The sequence below is a fragment of the Nocardia sp. NPDC003693 genome (genome assembly GCF_053981095.1).
In genome coordinates, this window is record NZ_JBSFNO010000023.1 from 74,307 (window position 1) to 92,822 (window position 18,516).

13 protein-coding genes and 1 pseudogene are annotated in these 18,516 nt (G+C 71.0%); 9 read left to right on the forward strand and 5 right to left on the reverse strand.

Features of this window, described 5'->3' with window-relative positions; translation table 11 throughout:
• Positions 1-77 precede the first annotated feature (77 nt).
• On the reverse strand, positions 78-3,254 hold the full coding sequence (locus tag ACWDOP_RS24125) for a sacsin N-terminal ATP-binding-like domain-containing protein (RefSeq protein WP_456346897.1): 3,177 nt from the start codon (positions 3,252-3,254) through the stop codon (positions 78-80).
• Between the two features lie 983 nt (positions 3,255-4,237).
• Positions 4,238-5,080 (reverse strand): annotated as a pseudogene (locus ACWDOP_RS24130) (DUF3027 domain-containing protein); the annotation flags it as partial.
• Between the two features lie 17 nt (positions 5,081-5,097).
• Between ACWDOP_RS24130 and ACWDOP_RS24135 the strand changes: the two are divergent.
• From ACWDOP_RS24135 to ACWDOP_RS24145, 3 genes are all read left to right on the forward strand, one after another.
• Positions 5,098-5,892: a glutaminyl-peptide cyclotransferase gene (locus ACWDOP_RS24135; protein WP_454205732.1), complete on the forward strand. Its 795-nt coding sequence runs from the start codon at positions 5,098-5,100 to the stop codon at positions 5,890-5,892.
• An 81-nt stretch (positions 5,893-5,973) separates the two neighbouring features.
• Entirely contained in the window at positions 5,974-7,827 is a 1,854-nt protein-coding gene (locus tag ACWDOP_RS24140) for an MFS transporter (protein WP_456346872.1), read from the forward strand.
• Between the two features lie 16 nt (positions 7,828-7,843).
• A complete protein-coding gene (locus tag ACWDOP_RS24145) occupies positions 7,844-8,383 on the forward strand; it encodes a DUF2771 domain-containing protein (protein ID WP_456346873.1) in 540 nt (179 codons plus the stop codon).
• A gap of 73 nt (positions 8,384-8,456) precedes the next feature.
• Here ACWDOP_RS24145 and ACWDOP_RS24150 read toward each other — a convergent pair whose 3' ends face one another.
• Entirely contained in the window at positions 8,457-8,900 is a 444-nt protein-coding gene (locus tag ACWDOP_RS24150; protein ID WP_454205919.1) for a cold-shock protein, read from the reverse strand.
• 184 nt (positions 8,901-9,084) lie between these two features.
• On the opposite strand from ACWDOP_RS24150, the gene ACWDOP_RS24155 reads away from it, so the two are divergent.
• The 4 genes from ACWDOP_RS24155 (at position 9,085) to ACWDOP_RS24170 (ending at position 13,188) form a co-directional block, all read left to right on the forward strand.
• Entirely contained in the window at positions 9,085-9,315 is a 231-nt protein-coding gene (locus ACWDOP_RS24155) for a hypothetical protein (protein ID WP_454205737.1), read from the forward strand.
• Between the two features lie 503 nt (positions 9,316-9,818).
• Entirely contained in the window at positions 9,819-10,442 is a 624-nt protein-coding gene (locus ACWDOP_RS24160) for a resuscitation-promoting factor Rpf1 domain-containing protein (protein ID WP_454205739.1), read from the forward strand.
• A gap of 81 nt (positions 10,443-10,523) precedes the next feature.
• Positions 10,524-10,712, forward strand: a complete 189-nt coding sequence (locus ACWDOP_RS24165; RefSeq protein WP_354985798.1) for a hypothetical protein — start codon at positions 10,524-10,526, stop codon at positions 10,710-10,712.
• A 145-nt stretch (positions 10,713-10,857) separates the two neighbouring features.
• Positions 10,858-13,188 carry a helicase-associated domain-containing protein gene (locus ACWDOP_RS24170; RefSeq protein WP_456346874.1) on the forward strand — a complete coding sequence of 777 codons (2,331 nt, stop codon included), beginning with the start codon at positions 10,858-10,860 and terminating at the stop codon, positions 13,186-13,188.
• Positions 13,189-13,341: 153 nt separating this feature from the next.
• On the opposite strand, the gene ACWDOP_RS24175 is transcribed toward ACWDOP_RS24170, so the two are convergent.
• Both ACWDOP_RS24175 and ACWDOP_RS24180 read right to left on the reverse strand, forming a co-directional pair.
• The gene (locus ACWDOP_RS24175) at positions 13,342-13,872 is read right to left on the reverse strand and encodes an LppU/SCO3897 family protein (protein ID WP_454205745.1); all 531 of its coding nucleotides are present in this window, start codon (positions 13,870-13,872) and stop codon (positions 13,342-13,344) included.
• 315 nt (positions 13,873-14,187) lie between these two features.
• Complete coding sequence (locus ACWDOP_RS24180) at positions 14,188-15,777, reverse strand: endoglycoceramidase I (protein WP_456346875.1); 1,590 nt, start codon at positions 15,775-15,777, stop codon at positions 14,188-14,190.
• A gap of 347 nt (positions 15,778-16,124) precedes the next feature.
• Here ACWDOP_RS24180 and ACWDOP_RS24185 point away from each other — a divergent pair, with 347 nt between their 5' ends.
• Together ACWDOP_RS24185 and ACWDOP_RS24190 are read left to right on the forward strand one after the other, a co-directional pair.
• Positions 16,125-17,792, forward strand: a complete 1,668-nt coding sequence (locus tag ACWDOP_RS24185; protein WP_454205749.1) for a DNA repair helicase XPB — start codon at positions 16,125-16,127, stop codon at positions 17,790-17,792.
• 38 nt (positions 17,793-17,830) lie between these two features.
• The gene (locus ACWDOP_RS24190; protein ID WP_456346876.1) at positions 17,831-18,496 is read left to right on the forward strand and encodes a DUF3239 domain-containing protein; all 666 of its coding nucleotides are present in this window, start codon (positions 17,831-17,833) and stop codon (positions 18,494-18,496) included.
• Positions 18,497-18,516 lie beyond the last annotated feature (20 nt).

Consider the following 18,516-nt stretch of genomic DNA (forward strand, 5'->3'; position numbering starts at 1 on the left):
AATCCCCCTGGGCCGCAGGCCCGTCCACCGCATTCCGGCGCGGGTGGCTCTTCGGAGCCGCCCGCGCCGGACCAGTTCTACGCGCCGGTGATCAGGCGCGGCTGCGCCTGGGCGTGGGTCACATCTCCGTCCTGCCACAGGGTGACCGCCACCGTCGCCTCGTACGCACCGCTCAGCCGCACCCGCAACTCGTCGTGGATCACCAGCGCGCCGGTGGGCGCGGACACACCGAATTGCAGGCGCAGGAGCACACCCAGCGGTTCGGCGGCCCAGTCGGTGTGCCTGCCCTCGCCCAGTACCTCGGCGGTGACCGCCTGCGAGGCGAGCGGCAGATCCAGCAGGGCCGCAAGGGATTCCGCGTGCTCGATGTCGCCCGCCACCAGCCGCTCGGGCGGCAGCACCGCACCGAACCACGGGCGGTCCAGTACCAAAGCATCCGCGCCGTCGATCACCGCGCCGGACAGCGCGCGCACCCGCTGCGGGGGATCCAGGTCCTCCACGTCCAGGGTGCCGTCCGCCAGGGCCGCGGACAGGCGGCGATGCGTGCGCGAGATCGCCTCGGGGGTAGGGGTTTTCGCGGAATCCGCGAGCGCGTCGAGCAGTTCCTCGGCCAGGTGCGCGGTCATCACCTCGGGGTCGGCGAGCACCGCGCGCAGCACGATCAGGTCCTGATACCCGAAACCGTCGAGCCGGGGTAGCAGGCCGTCGAAGTCGGTGTCGTCGGGATGTCTGTGGAAACCCAGTGGGACGCCGTCGATATGGGCGTAGCGGCGCAGCCACCAGGCGGTGTAGCCGGCCCGGTCGGCCAGCAGCGGGCGGGTGTCGGGATCGGACAGCAGCAGCTCCAGCGCCCGCGGCCACGCGTCCTCGTCGATCAGGTCGAGATCGCGGACCGCGCGCAGCTCCGGCGGATCCTCGGCCAGGCCCTCCCACCATTCCTCGGCGCCGTCCAGGTGATGGTCCGGGCCGGTCGGATCGGCTTCGGCGATCACCGTGAAGCCCCAGCCGACGCCGATCGCGCGCAGGGCCTGTTCACCGTGGCGCGCAACGGTTTCGGCGTCGACGGTGCCGAACGGGGAATCGTCCTCGAGCAGGGCGGTCAGCGGAGCGCCGGGCAGCAGGAGCTCGTCGGCGGGCAGCAATTCGCCGGTGCTGGAAGGCAATTCGATGAGACTCAGCCAGGTGGGCAGCGCGCCGGGGGTCGCGTCGGCGTGCCCGGCCAGGCTCAGCACCGCGTCGACGGTGTCCGGGTCGCTCGGGTCGTCCTCCAGGATCGCCTGCAGGCCGGGATCGTTGAGCAGATCCTCGGCGGTGGCGGGGCGGGCGCCGAGGCGGCCGAGGAGTTCGTGGGCGGCTTCGGGGTGCACCAGGCGCGCCCAGTGCACGGGGGCCGCGCTCTCCAGCTGGTCGTCCAGGACCACGGTGCGCGGTCCGGTCACGAGCCGGCCGTCGGCCAGGGGAACCGCCAGCGCGCCGAGTTCCTCGACCGCGAGCGGGTCCTGGACGAAGGGTTCCAGGGCGTCGTAGAACGAGTACCACCAGGTCGGCTCGCGCTCCAAGCTCGCCGAGAGCTCCGCGATGCGCGCGAGCCCGAGGCGGTGCACGTCCAGCACCGACAGCGCGTCGGCGGCGGCGCGGCCGGACAGCTCCGGCAGCACCAGCGGGCCGACGATGTCGGCGAGCAGCGCCGCCAGTTCCTTTGTCACACCGGTGAATACGCTCGCACGGCGCGGGCGCTCGACGGTGAGGGCCGAGACGAGGGCGGTGGGGGCGGAGGGCACGGCCCCGCTGACCACGGACCAGGAGTCGTCCTCGAACTCGTCGGCACCGGAGAGGAGGGGGGCGTCGGAGTGCACGGTGTCGTCGTGCGCCGCACCGTCGTGCCCCGCGGCGCCACCCAGGCCCGCAGCGTCGGCGCCCGCTACATCGTCCGCGCGCCCCGCGTCGTCCGCGTGCGTTGCGTCATCAGCGCGCCCCGCGTCGTCAGCGCGCGTTGCGTCGTCAGCGCGCCCATCGCCGACATGCGTTGCATCGTCGGCATACGCGCCGGCGCGGTCGTCGGAAGTCTCGTGGCCCGGCGACGTATCGCCCGCGCGGCGGTCCCGCTCGCCGAGCTCGGTGCCGGCCGGCGCGGCGGCCAGGGCGGCGTCGACGGCGAAGACCGGGTCGAGGACGGCGGGCCCATCGACCGTGAGCACCGGCAGCCAATCCTGTTCGCGCAGTTCGGCTATCAGGGCCTCGCGCAGCAGGTGGTCGGCCTCGCTGCGGGCGAAGGCCGGGGTCGGGACCAGGACCAGGCGGTCGGCGGGCGGCAGGGCACGGGCGAAATCGGCGTAGCCGGTGGCCAGGTCGGCCAGGCGCGCGCCCGGCAGCAGGCGGCGGCGGTCCGGCTGCATGGGAATGTCGGCAATGAGCAGGGCCGGGAGGGAGAGTTCCTCGTCCGAGCGGGTGGGCGCGCGCAGCACGTCCGGGCGCGCGGCGACCGGGCGCCCGGCCCGGATCGGCAGCAGCCAGCGGGCGTGTTTGGTGCGGTACTGCCACCAGCGGCGTTCGTCGGCGTCGGTCTGCGGGTCCGCGCCCGAGACGCGCAGTTCCTGGAGGCCGCCGTCGAGTTCGGTGACCGCGCTGGCGATCTCGTGGTCGCCGATGCGAATACTCGTCAGCGCGGGTAGCTCCAGCAGCAGATCGACCGCGTCGGCGCGCATGGCGTCGAGCAGCGCGACGGTGTCCACATCCTCGCGCAGGCGCAGCACGACCTCGCTGTCGAAGCCGACCGCGGGGCGCTCGTCGATCGCCCAGGCCAGCCGCAGCGCGGGCGGCACGAATTCCGCCTCGGTCTCCGGGATGGCGATGCCCTGCGCGCCCAGCAGCGCCCAGGTCTCGGCCCGCGAGAACCGCACCGAGCCGCCGCGCGAACGGAATTCGATCTCCTCCGACACGGTCAGCACAGCGGTGAACCCGACGCCGAACCGTCCCACCGCGGGCTCGGCCGCCGACTTGTTCGACGCGCGCAACGCCGTGAGCGCGTGCACGCCCGTAACGTCCAGTCCCACACCGGTATTGGCGACGTGCAGCACCCGGCCCTCGAGCCAGACCGCGACCCGCCCCGGCACCCCGGCCTTGGCCGCCGCGTCGGCGGCGTTCTGCGCCAGTTCGGTCAGCAGCCGGTCCCGGTATCCGGACCGCACGAGGTCGGCCTCGGTGGCCGCGTCCTCCCGCAGCCGAGTCGGCGACCCCTGCCACGCGGCCACCACCCCGGCCCGCAGCGCAGCGGTATCGAACGGATCCCCCACTCCCCTGTCGCCGTTCACTCCACGCACCCCTTCCGCTCCAGATCACACCGAACCGCGCACACCGCGGCAACTCTCGCACGAACCCGCCCGCCACGTACCGGACCGGTACCCGAGGCCCGGCCACGGACCCCACGCCCACCGGCCCGATAAGCCATAGACCCCGGCTTCGGCAGCTCCGCGCATCGGCCACACTCGGCGACCGGCGAGCACCTCGCCGCGATGCCCCGCGCGCGATCCGTGCCTGAGCCGAACGTCGAAGTCCGGGCCGCACGCGTTACCGCCGACACGCCCCGCACCGGTTCCTTCGAGGATTCGAAGGAGTGGACCTGGTGACGGGGATCCGGGCGGCACGGGGCACCTCGACGTCGGCGTCGCGACTCGGCATCGTGCCGCATCGTCACCTCTCGTGGATCTGGCAATAGGTACGCGGGGAACGAGTCGGGAGGGCACGACCAACTTCGGAGATCCCGTGTCGCGCAACCGCCATGGCACCCGTTCCGCAGATGCTCCGCGGAGCAGACGCCACGCATAGCAGCGATCGGGAGACGACAGCCACGCACTCTCGAGCAGGTGGCCGGATCGGCTCTCGCGACCCGCGATCCGGGCCGCGCCGCGGTCGGGCGGAGCTACTCGGCGGACGGATCCGACTCGGGTGCGGTGGGGTCGGCGTCGACCTTGACCTCGGTGACGGCCCACGCGTCGTCGTACCGGGAGTCCGGGTCGATGTCGAACAGGGCCGGGGTGGCGTCGGGGGACGCGGACGCCGGAACCTCGGGGGCCGGAACCGAGACGGGGGCAACCGCTTCGGACACCGCCGGGGACTCGGGGGCCGACTCGAGCGGGGCGGTGGGCTCGGGGGACGCGGAATTCGCCTCGGCGGCAACGGCAGTGGCGGTTTCCGGGGCGTCGGCGGCGGTCGCGGCCGGATCGGTCTCGACGACCGCGGCGGTCGCGGTGGACTCCTCGGTGGCGACCGCGGCGGTCTCGCCCTCGACGGCCATCTCGCCCGCTGCGGGGGCGTCCGCCACGGCGGGGCGGAGCTCGGAATTGGGGATCAGGTCGACGGCGGCGTCGTCGTAGGCCTCGTAGGCCGGGGAGCCCGCGCCGGTGGGGAGCTCGGTATCGGAGTGGGCGCCACAGCCGTACGCAGTGTGCACCACGCGCCCGTCGGCGCCCATGGCATTGGCACAGACGCCGAAAGCCGCGTGCAGGGCGCCGGCCAGGGGGACGAAGAAGCCGCAGCGGCCGCAGGTCGAGGGGGCGGCGCGGGCCATGTCGGTCTCGGGGCCGAACTCGGAGAACCAGCGGTCGGCGGCGTCCTCGCGGCCGACGCGGCTCAGCACCTGCGTGCGGCCGAATCCGAGTTCGAGCACCACGTCGTCGATCTCGGGATCACCGGTGGCCAGGTAGCCGGGCACCAGGCGCGGATCGTCCAGCGGCGGGGCGAGCAGGTCGCCGGGAGCCAGATCGCCGGGGCGAATGCGCTGATCCCACGGCAGGAAGTCGGGCGCGACCAGCGCCTCGGGCCCGGGTAGCAGGGCCGATTCGCTCACCGTCACGTGCCCGGCCTCCGGGGGCGCCGCCACCACGACCGCCCACTGCCAGCCGCGATAGCCCGCCAGCGTGGCCTCGAAGTAGTGCGTGGCCGCCGAATCACCCTCGGCCGTGACCCCGACATGCACGCCAACGCCGAACGGCTCGAGCTCCACGAGCGCACGGCGAGCCAGGTCGACCGCCTCCGCCAGGATCGGCCGTACAACGGACTCCGAAACTCCAACCGCGCTCACGCCCTACATTTTGCCGTATGGAGCGCAAACGTCATGCACCGGTAGCGAGCGTCCCGGTCACGGTGGCCGTCGCCGCGGCCTTGGCCGCCACGACCACCGGATGTTCCGACCCCGGCGACACGCCGAGCCTGCGTGTCGAAGTGGTCTCGACCCGTCCGCACGACACCGCGGCGTTCACCGAGGGGCTCGAGGTCGACGGCACCGTGCTGTACGAGGGCACCGGACTGTCGGGCAGGTCCTTCATCCGGACCAGCGAATTGGCCACCGGCAAGGAACTGGCCCGCGTCGACCTGCCGGCGCCGCTGTTCGGCGAGGGCATCACCCGCGCCGGAAACCTGCTGTGGCAGGTCACCTATCGCGAGGAGATCGCCATCGCCCGCGATCCGGCCACGCTCGCCGAGATCAAGCGGACCACCTACGACGGCGAGGGCTGGGGACTGTGCACTCGCGACGGCCGCATCGTCATGAGCAACGGCAGCGACACCCTGACCTTCCGCGATCCGGTGACCTTCGAACCCACCGGCACGGTCACCCTGACCAGCCGCCGCGGCACCCGTATCAACGAACTCGATTGCGCCCCGGACGGTTCGATCTACGCCAACGACTTCCCGACCGAGACCATCGTCCGCATCGATCCCGACAGCGGCGACATCCTGGACATCATCGACGCCTCCGGCCTGCTGCCGGACAGCGAGCGCACCCGCGACACAGACGTCCTCAACGGCATCGCCCACCTGCCCGGCACCGACCGTTTCCTGTTGACCGGAAAGAACTGGCCCATCAGCTACGAAGTCCGGTTCGTCCCGGCCTGAGCGGGTCGTACACCCGAACTGTGGCGGGTCGCACCGCCGGTAGTGCAGCCGCACTCCCCCGGCACTGCAAGAATTGGGTACGTGCCAACTCCCCGTGACCCGAACGCCGACGCCGGTCGGTGGGGGGACGAGGAGTCTCCCGTCCTCGATCGCCACCCCGGCTTCGACCGCTACCCACCGGCGAACACCCCGGCCCCGCGCACCCCGCCGGGCCCGGACGCGCCCGAAGCCCGGCCCGCGTCCCCGGGCGGCGCGCCCCCGCGCGGGACCACGACGCGCTGGTCCCGCCGCCGCGCCGAGGCGCCGCCCACGCAGCCCTTCGCCGGGCGCCGCGACGCCCCGGACCACCTCCCGCGCCCGGCCCCGGACGCGAATCAGCGTGCGCGGGAGCAGGATCCTCCCGCCGCGCGCCGCGAACCGCATCCCACGCGCCCGGAGACCGTGCCCGGCCAGGAGCTCGCGCAGGGTCACGCCGCCGAGCCCGCCGACCCCGAGTTCACCGGATTGCACAGGCCGCCGCGCAAACTGACGGTCACCCGGGTAGCCGCGCGGCGCAGCCGGGAACTGACCGAACGCGGCATCGCCACCTTCCAGCGCGCGGCCAAGGCCGACGGCGCGGAGGAATCGGGCCTGACCGCACTGGTCTATGCCACCATGGCCAACTTCGCGACCGACGCCGCGGTCGCGGTGGCGCTGGCCAACACGCTCTTCTTCGCCAGCGCCACCGCCGAATCCAAGACCAAGGTCGCGCTGTACCTGCTCATCACCATCGCCCCGTTCGCGGTGATCGCGCCGCTGATCGGGCCCATGCTGGACCGGCTGCAGCGCGGCAGGCGACTGGCGCTGGCGGGATCGTTCGCCGTGCGCGTGGTGGTGGCGATCCTGCTGATCTTCAACATCGACAACTGGGCGCTGTATCCGCTCGCGCTCTGCATGATGATCCTGAGCAAATCGTTCTCGGTGCTCAAGAGCGCGGTGACACCGCGCGTGCTGCCACCGGGAATCGACCTGGTGCGCACCAACTCCCGGCTCACGGTGTTCGGCCTGGTGGGCGGCACCCTGGGCGCGGGCGCCGTCGCGGGCCTGATCGCGGTGATCGCGCATTCGCCCGGCGTGCTCGTCTACGCGGCCTGCCTCGCGGCACTCGGTGCGTATCTGAGCCTGCGGATTCCGTCCTGGGTGGAGGTCACCGAGGGCGAGGTCCCCGCGACCCTGACCTACCACGGCTCCGATTCCCGCACCGAGGTGCTCGAACCGGGCCAGTCCGTCACCGTGCAGCCCGGCCGCCGCCGCCAGCCGCTGGGCCGGGCCGTGGTGACCGGCCTGTGGGGCAACGGCACCGTGCGCATCCTGACCGGCTTCCTGACCTTCTACGTGGCCTTCGTGGCCAAGGCGACCGAGCACCGCCCGGCGCAGCAGGCCGCCATGCTGGGCGTGGTCGGCGCGGCCGCGGCCATCGGCAACTTCGCGGGCAACGCCAGCGGCGCGCGCATGAAACTGGGCCGCCCGACCCCGATCGTGCTGGCCTGCACGTGCGCCTGCGTCGGCGTCGCGGTGGCGGCGGCGCTGCTGAACAACCTCATCGGGGCCGCGGTGGCGACGCTGGTGGCGGCGGGCGCCAGCGCGCTGGCCAAGGTCTCGCTGGACGCCTCGATCCAGGACGACCTGCCCGCCGAATCCATCGCCTCGGGCTTCGGGCGCTCGGAGACCGTTCTCCAATTGTCCTGGGTGATAGGCGGTTCCATGGGCGTGCTGCTGCCGACCGTGTGGTGGGAAGGTTTCGCCGCGGTCACGGCGGTCATGGCACTTGGATTGATACAAACTGTCGTCAGCTACCGTGGTCATTCGCTACTGCCCGGTTTGGGCGGTAATCGACCGCAACACGCGAAGCAGGAGATCCCCGGCGCACACGGCGCCGGCGAACCCACTCAGTGACGGACAGGAACCAACGGTGAGCACACCCAAAGCCCGCACGATCGTCGGACTGCTCGCGGCCCTGCTCGTGGCGGCCGTGGCCTATGTCGCCGTCATCGTCTACCTCGCCCGCGACGTGAAGGCCCCGGACCCGCAGATCACCGCGTACGCGCACGGCAAAACGGTGACGGTGGACCCGTTCATGTACTGCACCGTCCACGTCGAGAACAACATGCTCGATCTGCGTGACTGCGAGGAGAGCCAGTTCGTAGCGAGCCTCGACGTGCCGCCGGGCTACCCGCTGCAGCTCTCGCTGCCCAAGCAGATCTCCGACGCCCCGTGGCAGATGGTGATGGTCTACGCGCTGCCGGACGGCTCGGCGGTGAAACAGGTTGCCACGCACCGCGACTACCCCGAGAACGCGCGCGCGATCACCGTGCAGACCCCGCCAGACCCGCGCCTGCAACTGGCCGTGGTGGAGATCCAGCTGCCGGTCCCGGCCCGCGACGCCGACGGCAACGAGGGCTACATCCCGCACGCGGTCTGGTCGATCCAGAACATCCAGAAGGATTCGTAGACTCAACCCCACCTACACACAGGCCCCGGTGAGCGTCAGCTCACCGGGGCCTGAATTGCTCTGTCGGCCACGGTCAGTGGTCGAGCTCCCGCGCCACGCCGCGCACCACTTCCGCGATGCGCTGGGACATCTTGCGATCCGGGTACTTGCCCCGGCGCAGGTCCGGCTGCACCTTGGTCTCCAGCAGGGTGATCATGTCCTCGATCAGGCCGTGCAGTTCGTCGGTGGACTTGCGGCTGACCGGCGCCTCGGCCGACCGGCGGCGGTCGCCGCGCTCACCGCGTTCCGCGCCGCGCTCGTTGCGCAGCGGCGGCGGGGTCTCGAGCAGCTTGAGGCTCAGCGCCTGCGGGCCGCGGCGACCGGCGGCCATTCCGAACTCGACCCGCTGGCCGGGCTTGAGCGCCTCGACACCCTCGGGCAGTGCCGACGATCGAACGTAGACGTCCTCACCCTCATCCTGGGAAAGGAAACCGAAGCCCTTGTCGACGTCGTACCACTTCACCTTGCCGGTCGGCACCGCGCTCACCCGTTCGTCAATTCGATGCCCGGCGATATCCGGGCACAAGTCCTGGTTGTCGGACCAATCGTCCGCAACCTTTCCATTCGCGAAAAGAACGCGCCCCGCAGCTAGGCAGGACGCGAATGACATCGAGTCTACCCCGGTGTGAATAGCGCGAGCACATCAGTTTTACGGTCTTCACGTGTCCGACTCTTCTTCGCAGCAGGCTCCGCGCAGGTCCGGCAGCTGGCCGCTCACGATCATCATCGGTTTATTCGCGGTGGGATTGCTGGCCATCATCGCCATCTTCGGTATCGGGCTGCTGACCGATACCGAGCCGTGGTTGTGGCTGTATCTGGTCGCGATGCTCTCGCCGCTCGCGTTTCTGCTCGGCATCGGCTACGCCCTCTGGTCCGGCCGCCGCGCGCGCTGAGCCGGCGGGCCCGGAACACGGGCGGCAGCCGGTTGTCGGTGCCCGCGCGTAGCGTGCGGCACGCGGCGAACAGCACTGCGCATTTCGTCGCGGAAACCGGCGCCGACACGTCGGATTGCCCCGTTCGTTACGACGGCACACCTGTGACTTTGGTCACATAACGAAAGGGTCACGGCGCGGTGACGGACCCCTATCGTCGCGGACTCGCCGCAACCACCTGCACAGAAGCTAAACGGAACCCGTTGCGCCGGATAGCGCCCCGTCGGACACGACGGTTACCAAATGGTGATTTTTGACCGAGATCACCGTATGGTCACTCATCAGCCGGGTCAGCCCGGCGCCACCGGCCCGCCGCACCAACCTCACCCCGCGGGTACGGACCCCCAACTGGACGAAGGGGTGAGGGCGAGAAACAGCGCGCAACAGCGCGCCGGGCCGGACGACCTCTCAGTTCGCCCCCGGTAGTCGGTCTCGCAGGAGCGTACGAGAGGAACGACCCGAACATGAGTGGACGCCATCGCAAGCCGAGTAACACCGGACGCACCGTCGCCAAGGTCGCACTGACCAGCGCGATCGTCGGCGGTGCAGGAGTGGCCCTGGCCGGAAACGCCAGCGCGGCACCCGACTCCGACTGGGACCGTCTCGCACAGTGTGAGGCCGGCGGTAACTGGGGCATCAACACCGGCAACGGTTACCAGGGCGGGCTGCAGTTCTCGCCCAGCACCTGGAAGGCCCACGGCGGCGGCGAGTACGCCGCGTCCGCCAACCACGCCACCCGCGAACAGCAGATCGCCGTCGCCGAGAAGGTGCTCGCTTCCCAGGGCTGGGGCGCGTGGCCGTCCTGCTCCTCGAGCCTCGGACTGACCAGCGGTCCCACCGAGCGCATCGCGCCGGCTCCCGCGCAGGAAGCGCCGCGCTGGAACCCGAACCCGGGTCCCGCCCAGGCCGCCAACGCCTCCCAGGAAGTCTTCCAGGCTGTCGACCGCGCCGTGGAAGTCGTTCAGCAGCAGGGCATCGCGATCCCGCAGCCGGTGCTCGACTTCTTCAACGCCACCAAGGCGGGCGGCCAACTCGACCCGCAGATCGTGAACTTCTACGAGGCGAACAAGGGCCTGCTCCCGCACTGAGCCGACACCTTTCGCACCGAGCGAACGCCCCGCATCAATGTCGATGCGGGGCGTTCGTGATTCGCATGCCAGAATGAGGCCGTGGTGAACAAATCGAAGAAACCCTACGTCGACAATGGCTGGCCGGAGACGGCCCAGGGAGACCACGCGGTCACCGAGCTTTCCTCGACCCGCTCGGGTGGACTCTCGCCGTACGGCGAGGACACCGAGTTCCCGCTCCCGGTCGATCAGCTGCCCTACGTGCACCCGCACACGGTCATCAACCGCTGATTCGCCCCACATCCGACAACCATGCGGTTATCGGCGCGGCACACAGTCCGGCGGCCGCCGCGCACGCGACTCTCGTCGCCGCGGCGGCCGTTGAACCGCGCCCGATTCCGCCGTCTCGCCGTACCCGCGGCCCGGATCGGGTGACGTGACCGACACCGCCCCCAAGGCCCGGAAGAGCCGCGCCCCCAAGGCCGCTCCCATTCCGGCCACCCTGCCCGAATGGCTGGCCGCGCTCAGCGACGACCATCTCGTCGCACTGTTGCAGCTGCGGCCGGATCTGGCCGTTCCGCTCCCCGGCACCATGGCGGTGCTGGCGGGCCGGACCGAACAGCGGGCCTCGGTGCTGCGGGCCACCGACGAGTTCGACACCCTCGATTTCGCGATCATCGAGACCCTGGCGGTGCAGGGCGCGGCGGACACGCGCAACGGCGCCCCCGTGCCCCGGCCGCGCCTGCGCGAACTGCTGGGCGATCGGGTCACCGTCACCGCGCTGAACGCCAGTGTGGACAAGCTGCGCGCCCGCGCGATCATCTGGGGCGCGGACGCCGAACTGCATCTCACCCCGGCCGCCCAGGAGGCGCTGCCGTGGCCGCTGGGCAGCACCACCGAACTCCCCGGCGCGCTCACCGAAGCCGAGATCGCCGCGGCGCTGGGCGAATTGAGCGCGCAGGAACGCGGCCTGCTGGAGAAGCTGGCCACCACCGGACCGCGCGGGCGCACCCGCGACGCGGCGCCCGGCACCCCGGCGGATCGGCCGGTCCCCCGGCTGCTGGCGCTGCGGCTGCTGCACCGGATCGACGACGAGACCGTCGAGCTGCCCGTCTCGGTGGGTCAGGTGCTGCGCGCGGAGCCGGTCACCGATCCGCACGCGCTCACCGCGCCCAAGCCCGCGCTGATCAAACTCGCCGCCGCCGACGTGAACGCGGCGGCCGCGGGTGAGGTCGGAGAACTGCTGCGGCACAGCGCTTCCGTGCTCGAGGTACTGGGCCAGGCGCCCGCGCCGGTGCTGCGCTCGGGCGGGCTCGGCGTGCGCGAGGCCCGGCGCCTGGTCAAGCAGACCGGGGTGGACGAACAGCGGATCGGCCTGCTCGCCGAGGTACTGACGGCGGCGCGACTACTCGACCGGGGTACCCCGGAACCGGCCCCGGACGCGGGCGACGACGATTTCTGGGCGCCCACCGCGATCTCGGACGCCTGGCTGGCCGTGCCGCCGGCCCGGCGCTGGGTGATGCTGGCCCAGGCCTGGCTGGAGCTGGACCGCTTCCCGTGGATGATCGGGCTGCGCGACGCCAACGACAAACCGCTGGCCGCGCTCTCGCCGGAACTGCGGAACGCGCACGCGGTGCGCGACCGCCGCGCCATCCTGAGCCTGCTGGCCGAATACCCCACCGGCACCACCGTTTCCACCGCGGATCTGAGCCGTGCGCTGGCCTGGCGGCAGCCGCGGTGGCGGCGGCACTACCGCGCGGAGGCGGTGGAACGGACCCTGGCCGAGGCGCAGGCGCTGGGGCTGGTGGCGCGCGGCGCGATCACCTCGGCCGGCCGGGCACTGCTGCACGGTAGCCCGGAGGACGCGGAGTCCGAGATGACGGCCGCGCTGCCCGCACCCGTGGATCACGTACTGGTGCAGGCGGATCTGACGATCATCGCGCCCGGGCCGCTGGTTCCCGACCTGCAGGATCGGATGTCCCTGGTGGCCGACGTCGAATCCGCTGGCGCGGCGACGGTGTACCGGGTGAGCGAGAACTCGGTGCGGCGCGCGCTCGACGCGGGCGCGACCGCCGCCGAACTGCACCACCTGTTCACCACCCACTCCCGCACCCCGGTGCCGCAGGCGCTGACCTATCTGATCGACGATGTCGCGCGCAGGCACGGGCGGCTGCGCGCGGGCATGGCGCAATCCTTCGTGCGCAGTGAGGATCCCGCGCTGCTGGCCGAGGTGCTGGCCGCGCCCGTCGCCGGTGAGCTGGCGCTGCGCGCGGTCGCGCCGACCGTCGCGATCTCGCAGGCTTCGCTGGGTGAGGTGCTGGAGAAGCTGCGGGCCGCCGGCTTCAGCCCCGCGGGTGAGGATTCCTCGGGCGCGATCGTCGATCTGCGGGCGCGGGGCGCCCGGATCGCCGGGCGCGGGCAGCCCAGGCAGCAGTGGCGGCCCAATCCGCCCTCCCCCGAACAACTCCGGTCGCTGGTCGCCGAACTGCGGGCCGGTGAGCGCGCGGCCCATGCCCGGGGCGGGCAGACGGTGCGCGCGGACGGGTCGCGCACGACCACCACCGCCACGCTGAATCTGCTGCAGCTGGCCGCCCGCACCCGCCGCAGCGTGCACATCAGCTACGTGGACGCCGCGGGCGTGGCCACCCAGCGCGTGGTCGAACCCCTCAACATCACCAGCGGCCAGCTCGACGCCGTCGATCCGGTGAGCGGCGCGGTCCGCCAGTTCACCCTGCACCGGATCGCCTCGGTCGCCCTGGTGGACTGAGACCGGCCGGAAACGCCGAAACCCCGGCGGCCGCGTCGATGGGACGCTGCCGCCGGGGTTCGGCGAAACCGGAGTCGCGCGGGGTCTCGGCGTGCGGCCGCCCGCGCCTTCGGGGTTCGGGGGCCGAGCCCCGGCAGTCCCCGAGAACCGGGTCTAGCCCTTGGGGTTGCCGAGGCAGAAGGTGATCTTGGCTTCGGTCAGGGCGTGGAAGTTGGTGTCCGTGGCCGGGTCGCACAGGAACTCGTCGGCCTGGCCGTCGACCCGCTTGGTGACCTTGAAGCTGGCCTCGGGCGCGCTGCAATCCACGAACTTGTAACCGGTGGTGGGGCTTTCGTTGTAGCAGGCGCCCTCCTTGAAGTTGGGCGTCAAGCACAGGAACGCGGTGGTGCCACCGTTGAGCGTCTCCTCGTAGGAGGTCTGCTCCTCCTTGCACTCGGTCTTGGTGTCGAAGACCGAGGCGATCTTGTAGACCGCCTTCTCCGAGGAGCAGTCGATCGGCTCGGTCTTGGAGTCGACCATCGAGCCCTCGATGACGTTGATGCAGTCACCGACCTTCGACTTGGCGGTCTCGGATTTACTGGCGTCCTTGATCATGGAACACCCGGTGACGGCCAACATTGCCACGGCCATCGCCACCAGGGCGACGACGAGGCGCGTGATCAGCCTCGTACCTGCGAACTTCACGTGCGAAAACCTTTCTCACCGAACCATTCACGGCTGCCGTGAACGCGGTGAGGATACCTGTGCGGGATCGGCGGCCGCAGCACCGCGGCCACCTGTTTCCGACGTGGGAGCCGAAGATCTCAGAGCATGGACAGTCCGCGCATACCCAACCAGGCGTAACCGAGCATCATCGGGAGCAGTTGGGTGAACAGCTGCGGGCTGAAGGCGATCATGTGTTCCCTCTCGATCTGGGCGCGTGTCCAACAGAGGCGCTTCGCACGTGTGTCGTTCCCGGGCGAACGGTCGTTACACCCGCGAACCAGAAAATTCCCCCGGTCAACGACCGGATCCGCTGCCGCCCGACCCCGAGTCCCCGGAACCGGAGCCCGACCCCGAATCCGCGGACCCCGAACCGGATCCGGAATCGGCCGAGCCCGCGGACGAACCGCCCGAACCGGTGCCGACGGGCCCGGTGGGCACGGTCGCGCCCGGCGACCCCGGCCGGTTGATGTAGACGCTGACCGGACCCGCGCCGTTCGCGGTCACGGTCACCACGCGCGCGCCAGGCGCGGAGGTCACCGTGCCGCCGTCCACCCGCACCTCGTAGCCGCCCGGGTAGTGCAGATCCGACACGTAGATCTCGGTCGGCGCGGCGAGCGCGCGCGGGGTGTAGCGGTAGGCGAAATCGCCGTCCTCCGCGTCGAAGATCATGCGCCCGGGCGTGCCCGCGGTCGCGCGGGGATAGGTGCGCACGAGTTCGCGGCCGATGTCGCCGAGGAACGGGTCCGGGCGCGGGCCGCCCGCGCCGAACCGCGAGGAGTAGTGCCAGTACTGCCAGCCGATGAAACGCTCGTCGGCCCGTTTCATGGTGTTGCGCAGCACGGTCGGATCCCCGTCGCCGAATTCGGTGATCACGGTGGGTATGTCGGTGCGCGCGGCGAAGGCGTCGATGTTGCCCCAGGTCTTGTCCTGCTGCACCGGGCACAGGCCGCGCAGGAACGCGGGCAGGCCGAGGTAGATGGCGAGCTGACTCGGGATGCAGTAGTCGTGCGGGGCGAAGGCGATCTGCGGCGAGGTGATCGGCGGATTCTTGCCCAGATTCGTGGGCATGGTCTCGTTCCAGGTCACGTTGGGCTCCCAGAACACCATGATGTCGCCGTTGCGCGCCCGCACGGCGTCGGTCAGCTTCTGCATGGCCGCTTGATATTTGGCGTCGAAGCCCGGGCAGCCGTTGGGGAAGCACGACAGGAACGCCGTGCCGGGCCACGGCTCGTTGATGAGTTCGATGCCGAGCACCCCGGCGCGGCCCGACATCTCGGCAGCCAGCGCGCCGAGCGCCTGGCCCAGGTAGTCGAGCACGCCGTCGTCGTTGTTCCACACCTCGTCCCAGCCCAGGTTCATGCTGGGCATGAGGTAGTAGAGCGGGAAGCCGAGGTTGGGTTCGAGGGCGCTCGGCCGCGAGCTCAGCGACCATTCGGGAAAACCGTTGCCGCCCCAGATCTTCGACAGCCCGTCCTGATGGTTGTCGAGCAGGGTGTGGATGCCGTGCTGCGCCAGGGTGTCCACGACCGTGCCGACGCGATCGAGGTAGGCGGTGTCGATCACGCCGCGGGCCGGCATGAGGCCGTCGAAGGAGACCCCGAGCCGCACGGTGTTGAAGCCGTGCCCGGCCAGCAGCGCCGCGTCCTGATCGGTGAGGGTGAAGCCGTCGCCGAGTTCGACGTAGGGCGCGTCCTTGTCGACGTTGTTCACCCCGTGCAGCAGCACGACGCGGCCGGCGTCGTCGACGAAGTCGCTGCCCTCGATGCGCAGGGTCCCGGCGGCGGGTGTGGCGCTCGCCGGTGGTGGTGCGGTCAGCAGCGCGGCGCCGAGCGCCGCGGTTATCAGGCCCGCCGTCCATCGTCCGGCCCGGTGTCCCCTGCGCATCGGCTACCCCTGTTCACATGTCGCCGCCGGGTCTCGTGAACCGAGCGGTGTAGATCAATCGTCCAACTTGGACAGGTGCCCAAGTTGGGAGTGATCGTAGCCACGGAAACTGGGGTCTTGATCGTTTCGGCCGAAATACTCGCGGCGATGCGGGCGTTGTCCACCCTCGACGACGACGCCGCGGCCCTGCCGCCCGGCGCCCCGATCGCCGGCGGGGCACGCGCCCGGCGCGGATTCGGCCGCGCTCCCGCACGAGTTCGCCCCACCGCGCTCCGCGCGCGGGTCTGTCGGCGCGATCAGGAACAATGGACAGCGGCCCGATCGGGTCCGACAAGCCAGGAGGTGCCGTGACCGATTCGGTCCAGGGTCCGCTCATCGTTCAAAGCGACAAGACACTACTGCTGGAGATCGACCACGCCGCGGCCAACGCCGCCCGGCAGGCCATCGCACCCTTCGCCGAGCTCGAACGCGCACCCGAGCACGTGCACACCTATCGCATCACCCCGCTGGCGCTGTGGAACGCGCGCGCGGCCGGGCACGACGCCGAGCAGGTGGTGGACGCGCTGGTGAAGTACTCCCGGTACGCCGTCCCGCAGCCGCTGCTGGTGGACATCGTCGACACCATGGCCCGGTACGGCCGGCTGCAGCTGGTGAAGAACCCCGCGCACGGCCTGACCCTGGTGAGCCTGGATCGCGCGGTGCTCGAGGAGGTGCTGCGGCACAAGAAGCTCGCGCCCATGTTCGGCGCGCGCGTGGACGAGGACACCGTGGTGGTGCATCCCTCCGAGCGCGGCCGCATCAAGCAGATGCTCCTCAAGATCGGCTGGCCGGCCGAGGACCTGGCCGGGTACGTCGACGGCGAGGCGCACACCATCGACCTGGACTACTCCGGCGGCGACTGGCACCTGCGCGACTATCAGGAACTGGCCGCCGACTCGTTCTGGGCGGGCGGGTCCGGCGTGGTGGTGCTGCCCTGCGGCGCGGGCAAGACCATGGTCGGCGCGGCCGCGATGGCCAAGGCCAAGGCGACCACGCTGATCCTGGTCACCAATACCGTGGCCGGGCGGCAGTGGCGGCGCGAGCTGCTCGCGCGCACCTCGCTCACCGAGGACGAGATCGGCGAGTACTCCGGCGAGCGCAAGGAGATCCGGCCGGTCACCATCGCCACGTACCAGGTGATCACGCGCAAATCGAAGGGCGAGTACCGGCACCTGGAGCTGTTCGACAGCCGCGACTGGGGTCTGGTCATCTACGACGAGGTACACCTGCTGCCCGCGCCGGTCTTCCGCATGACCGCGGATCTGCAGTCACGACGCCGGCTCGGGCTGACCGCCACGCTCGTGCGCGAGGACGGCCGCGAGGGCGACGTGTTCTCGCTCATCGGACCCAAGCGCTACGACGCGCCGTGGAAGGACATCGAGGCGCAGGGCTGGATCGCCCCGGCGGACTGCGTGGAGGTCCGGGTGACCCTCACCGACGCCGAGCGCATGGCGTACGCGGTCGCCGAGCCGGAGGAGCGCTACAAGCTGTGCTCGACCGCGCGCACCAAACTGCCGGTGGTGGAATCGATTCTGGCCCGGCACCAGGGTTCGCCGAGCCTGGTGATCGGGGCGTACCTGGATCAGCTCGAGGAGCTGGGCGAGCACCTGAACGCGCCCGTCATCCAGGGGTCGACCCGCACCAAGGAACGCGAGGAGCTCTTCGACGCCTTCCGGCGCGGGGAGATCCCGGTGCTCGTGGTGTCCAAGGTCGCGAACTTCTCCATCGATCTACCCGAAGCCTCTGTGGCGGTGCAGGTTTCGGGCACTTTCGGCTCGCGCCAGGAGGAGGCGCAGCGGCTCGGGCGGCTGCTGCGGCCCAAACAGGACGGCGGTCAGGCGCACTTCTACTCGGTGGTCGCGCGCGACACGCTCGACGCCGAATACGCCGCGCACCGGCAGCGTTTCCTGGCCGAGCAAGGGTATGCCTACCGCATCACCGATGCGGACGACCTGCTGGGGCCGACGTTAGGATAACTGGAGAAACAGCCTCCAGTAGGCGGGAGGGAACGCACGTGCGACGCTTCGAATTCGCGGTGGACCGTGAGCATGCCCGGGCGGTCAACGAAGTCGTGGCGGATCTGCGGCGCCTGCGAGTGGTCGCCATCGGCGCGGCCGTGCTGCTCGGTGTCGGCACCGCGTACCTGATCTGGCTGGATCATCCGTGGTCGTACCTGCTGGCGGTGGCCTTCGCGCTGGGCGCGGCGACCTCGCTGTTCATCGGACTGTGGACCCCGCACCGGGGGCGGGTCGACAAGCTGTACGCCGCAGGCGAACTCGTGCCCGCGGTGGTGTCGGAGATCAACGGCCGCGGGGTCGTGCTGCTGGCGCTGGTGAAGCTGGCCAAGGCCGGGCCGGACGGGCCGCGCTACGCGCTGGTGACCCGTTCGGTGCGCACGCTGCCCGGCCATCACGCCCGCGCCGGGGAGCGGGTTCCCGCGGTGACGGTCCGGGTGGACCGGGCGCCGGGTTCGGTCGATCTGCGCCAGACGGTCAGCGCCATGCCCATCGCCTGGGGCACGCGGGATCTGAACGTCATCGACCGCGCGCGCACCGCCATCCGCGAGGTGGAGTGGCAGCTGCTCACCGACAATCTGGATCTGGCCGCCAAGGTCCGCCGGGTGGATGCCAAACGGCTGCTGCTGGATCCGCAGCAGCTGCCCGGCGAGCTGCGCGGGTAGCCGGCCGCCGTTCCAGCGAA

Excerpts from the sequence above, each read along its gene's own strand:
- ACWDOP_RS24180 (WP_456346875.1), bottom strand. The coding sequence starts at position 15,777 with ATGCGCAGGGGACACCGGGCCGGACGATGGACGGCGGGCCTGATAACC.
- ACWDOP_RS24135 (WP_454205732.1), top strand. The coding sequence starts at position 5,098 with ATGGAGCGCAAACGTCATGCACCGGTAGCGAGCGTCCCGGTCACGGTG.
- ACWDOP_RS24160 (WP_454205739.1), top strand. The coding sequence starts at position 9,819 with ATGAGTGGACGCCATCGCAAGCCGAGTAACACCGGACGCACCGTCGCC.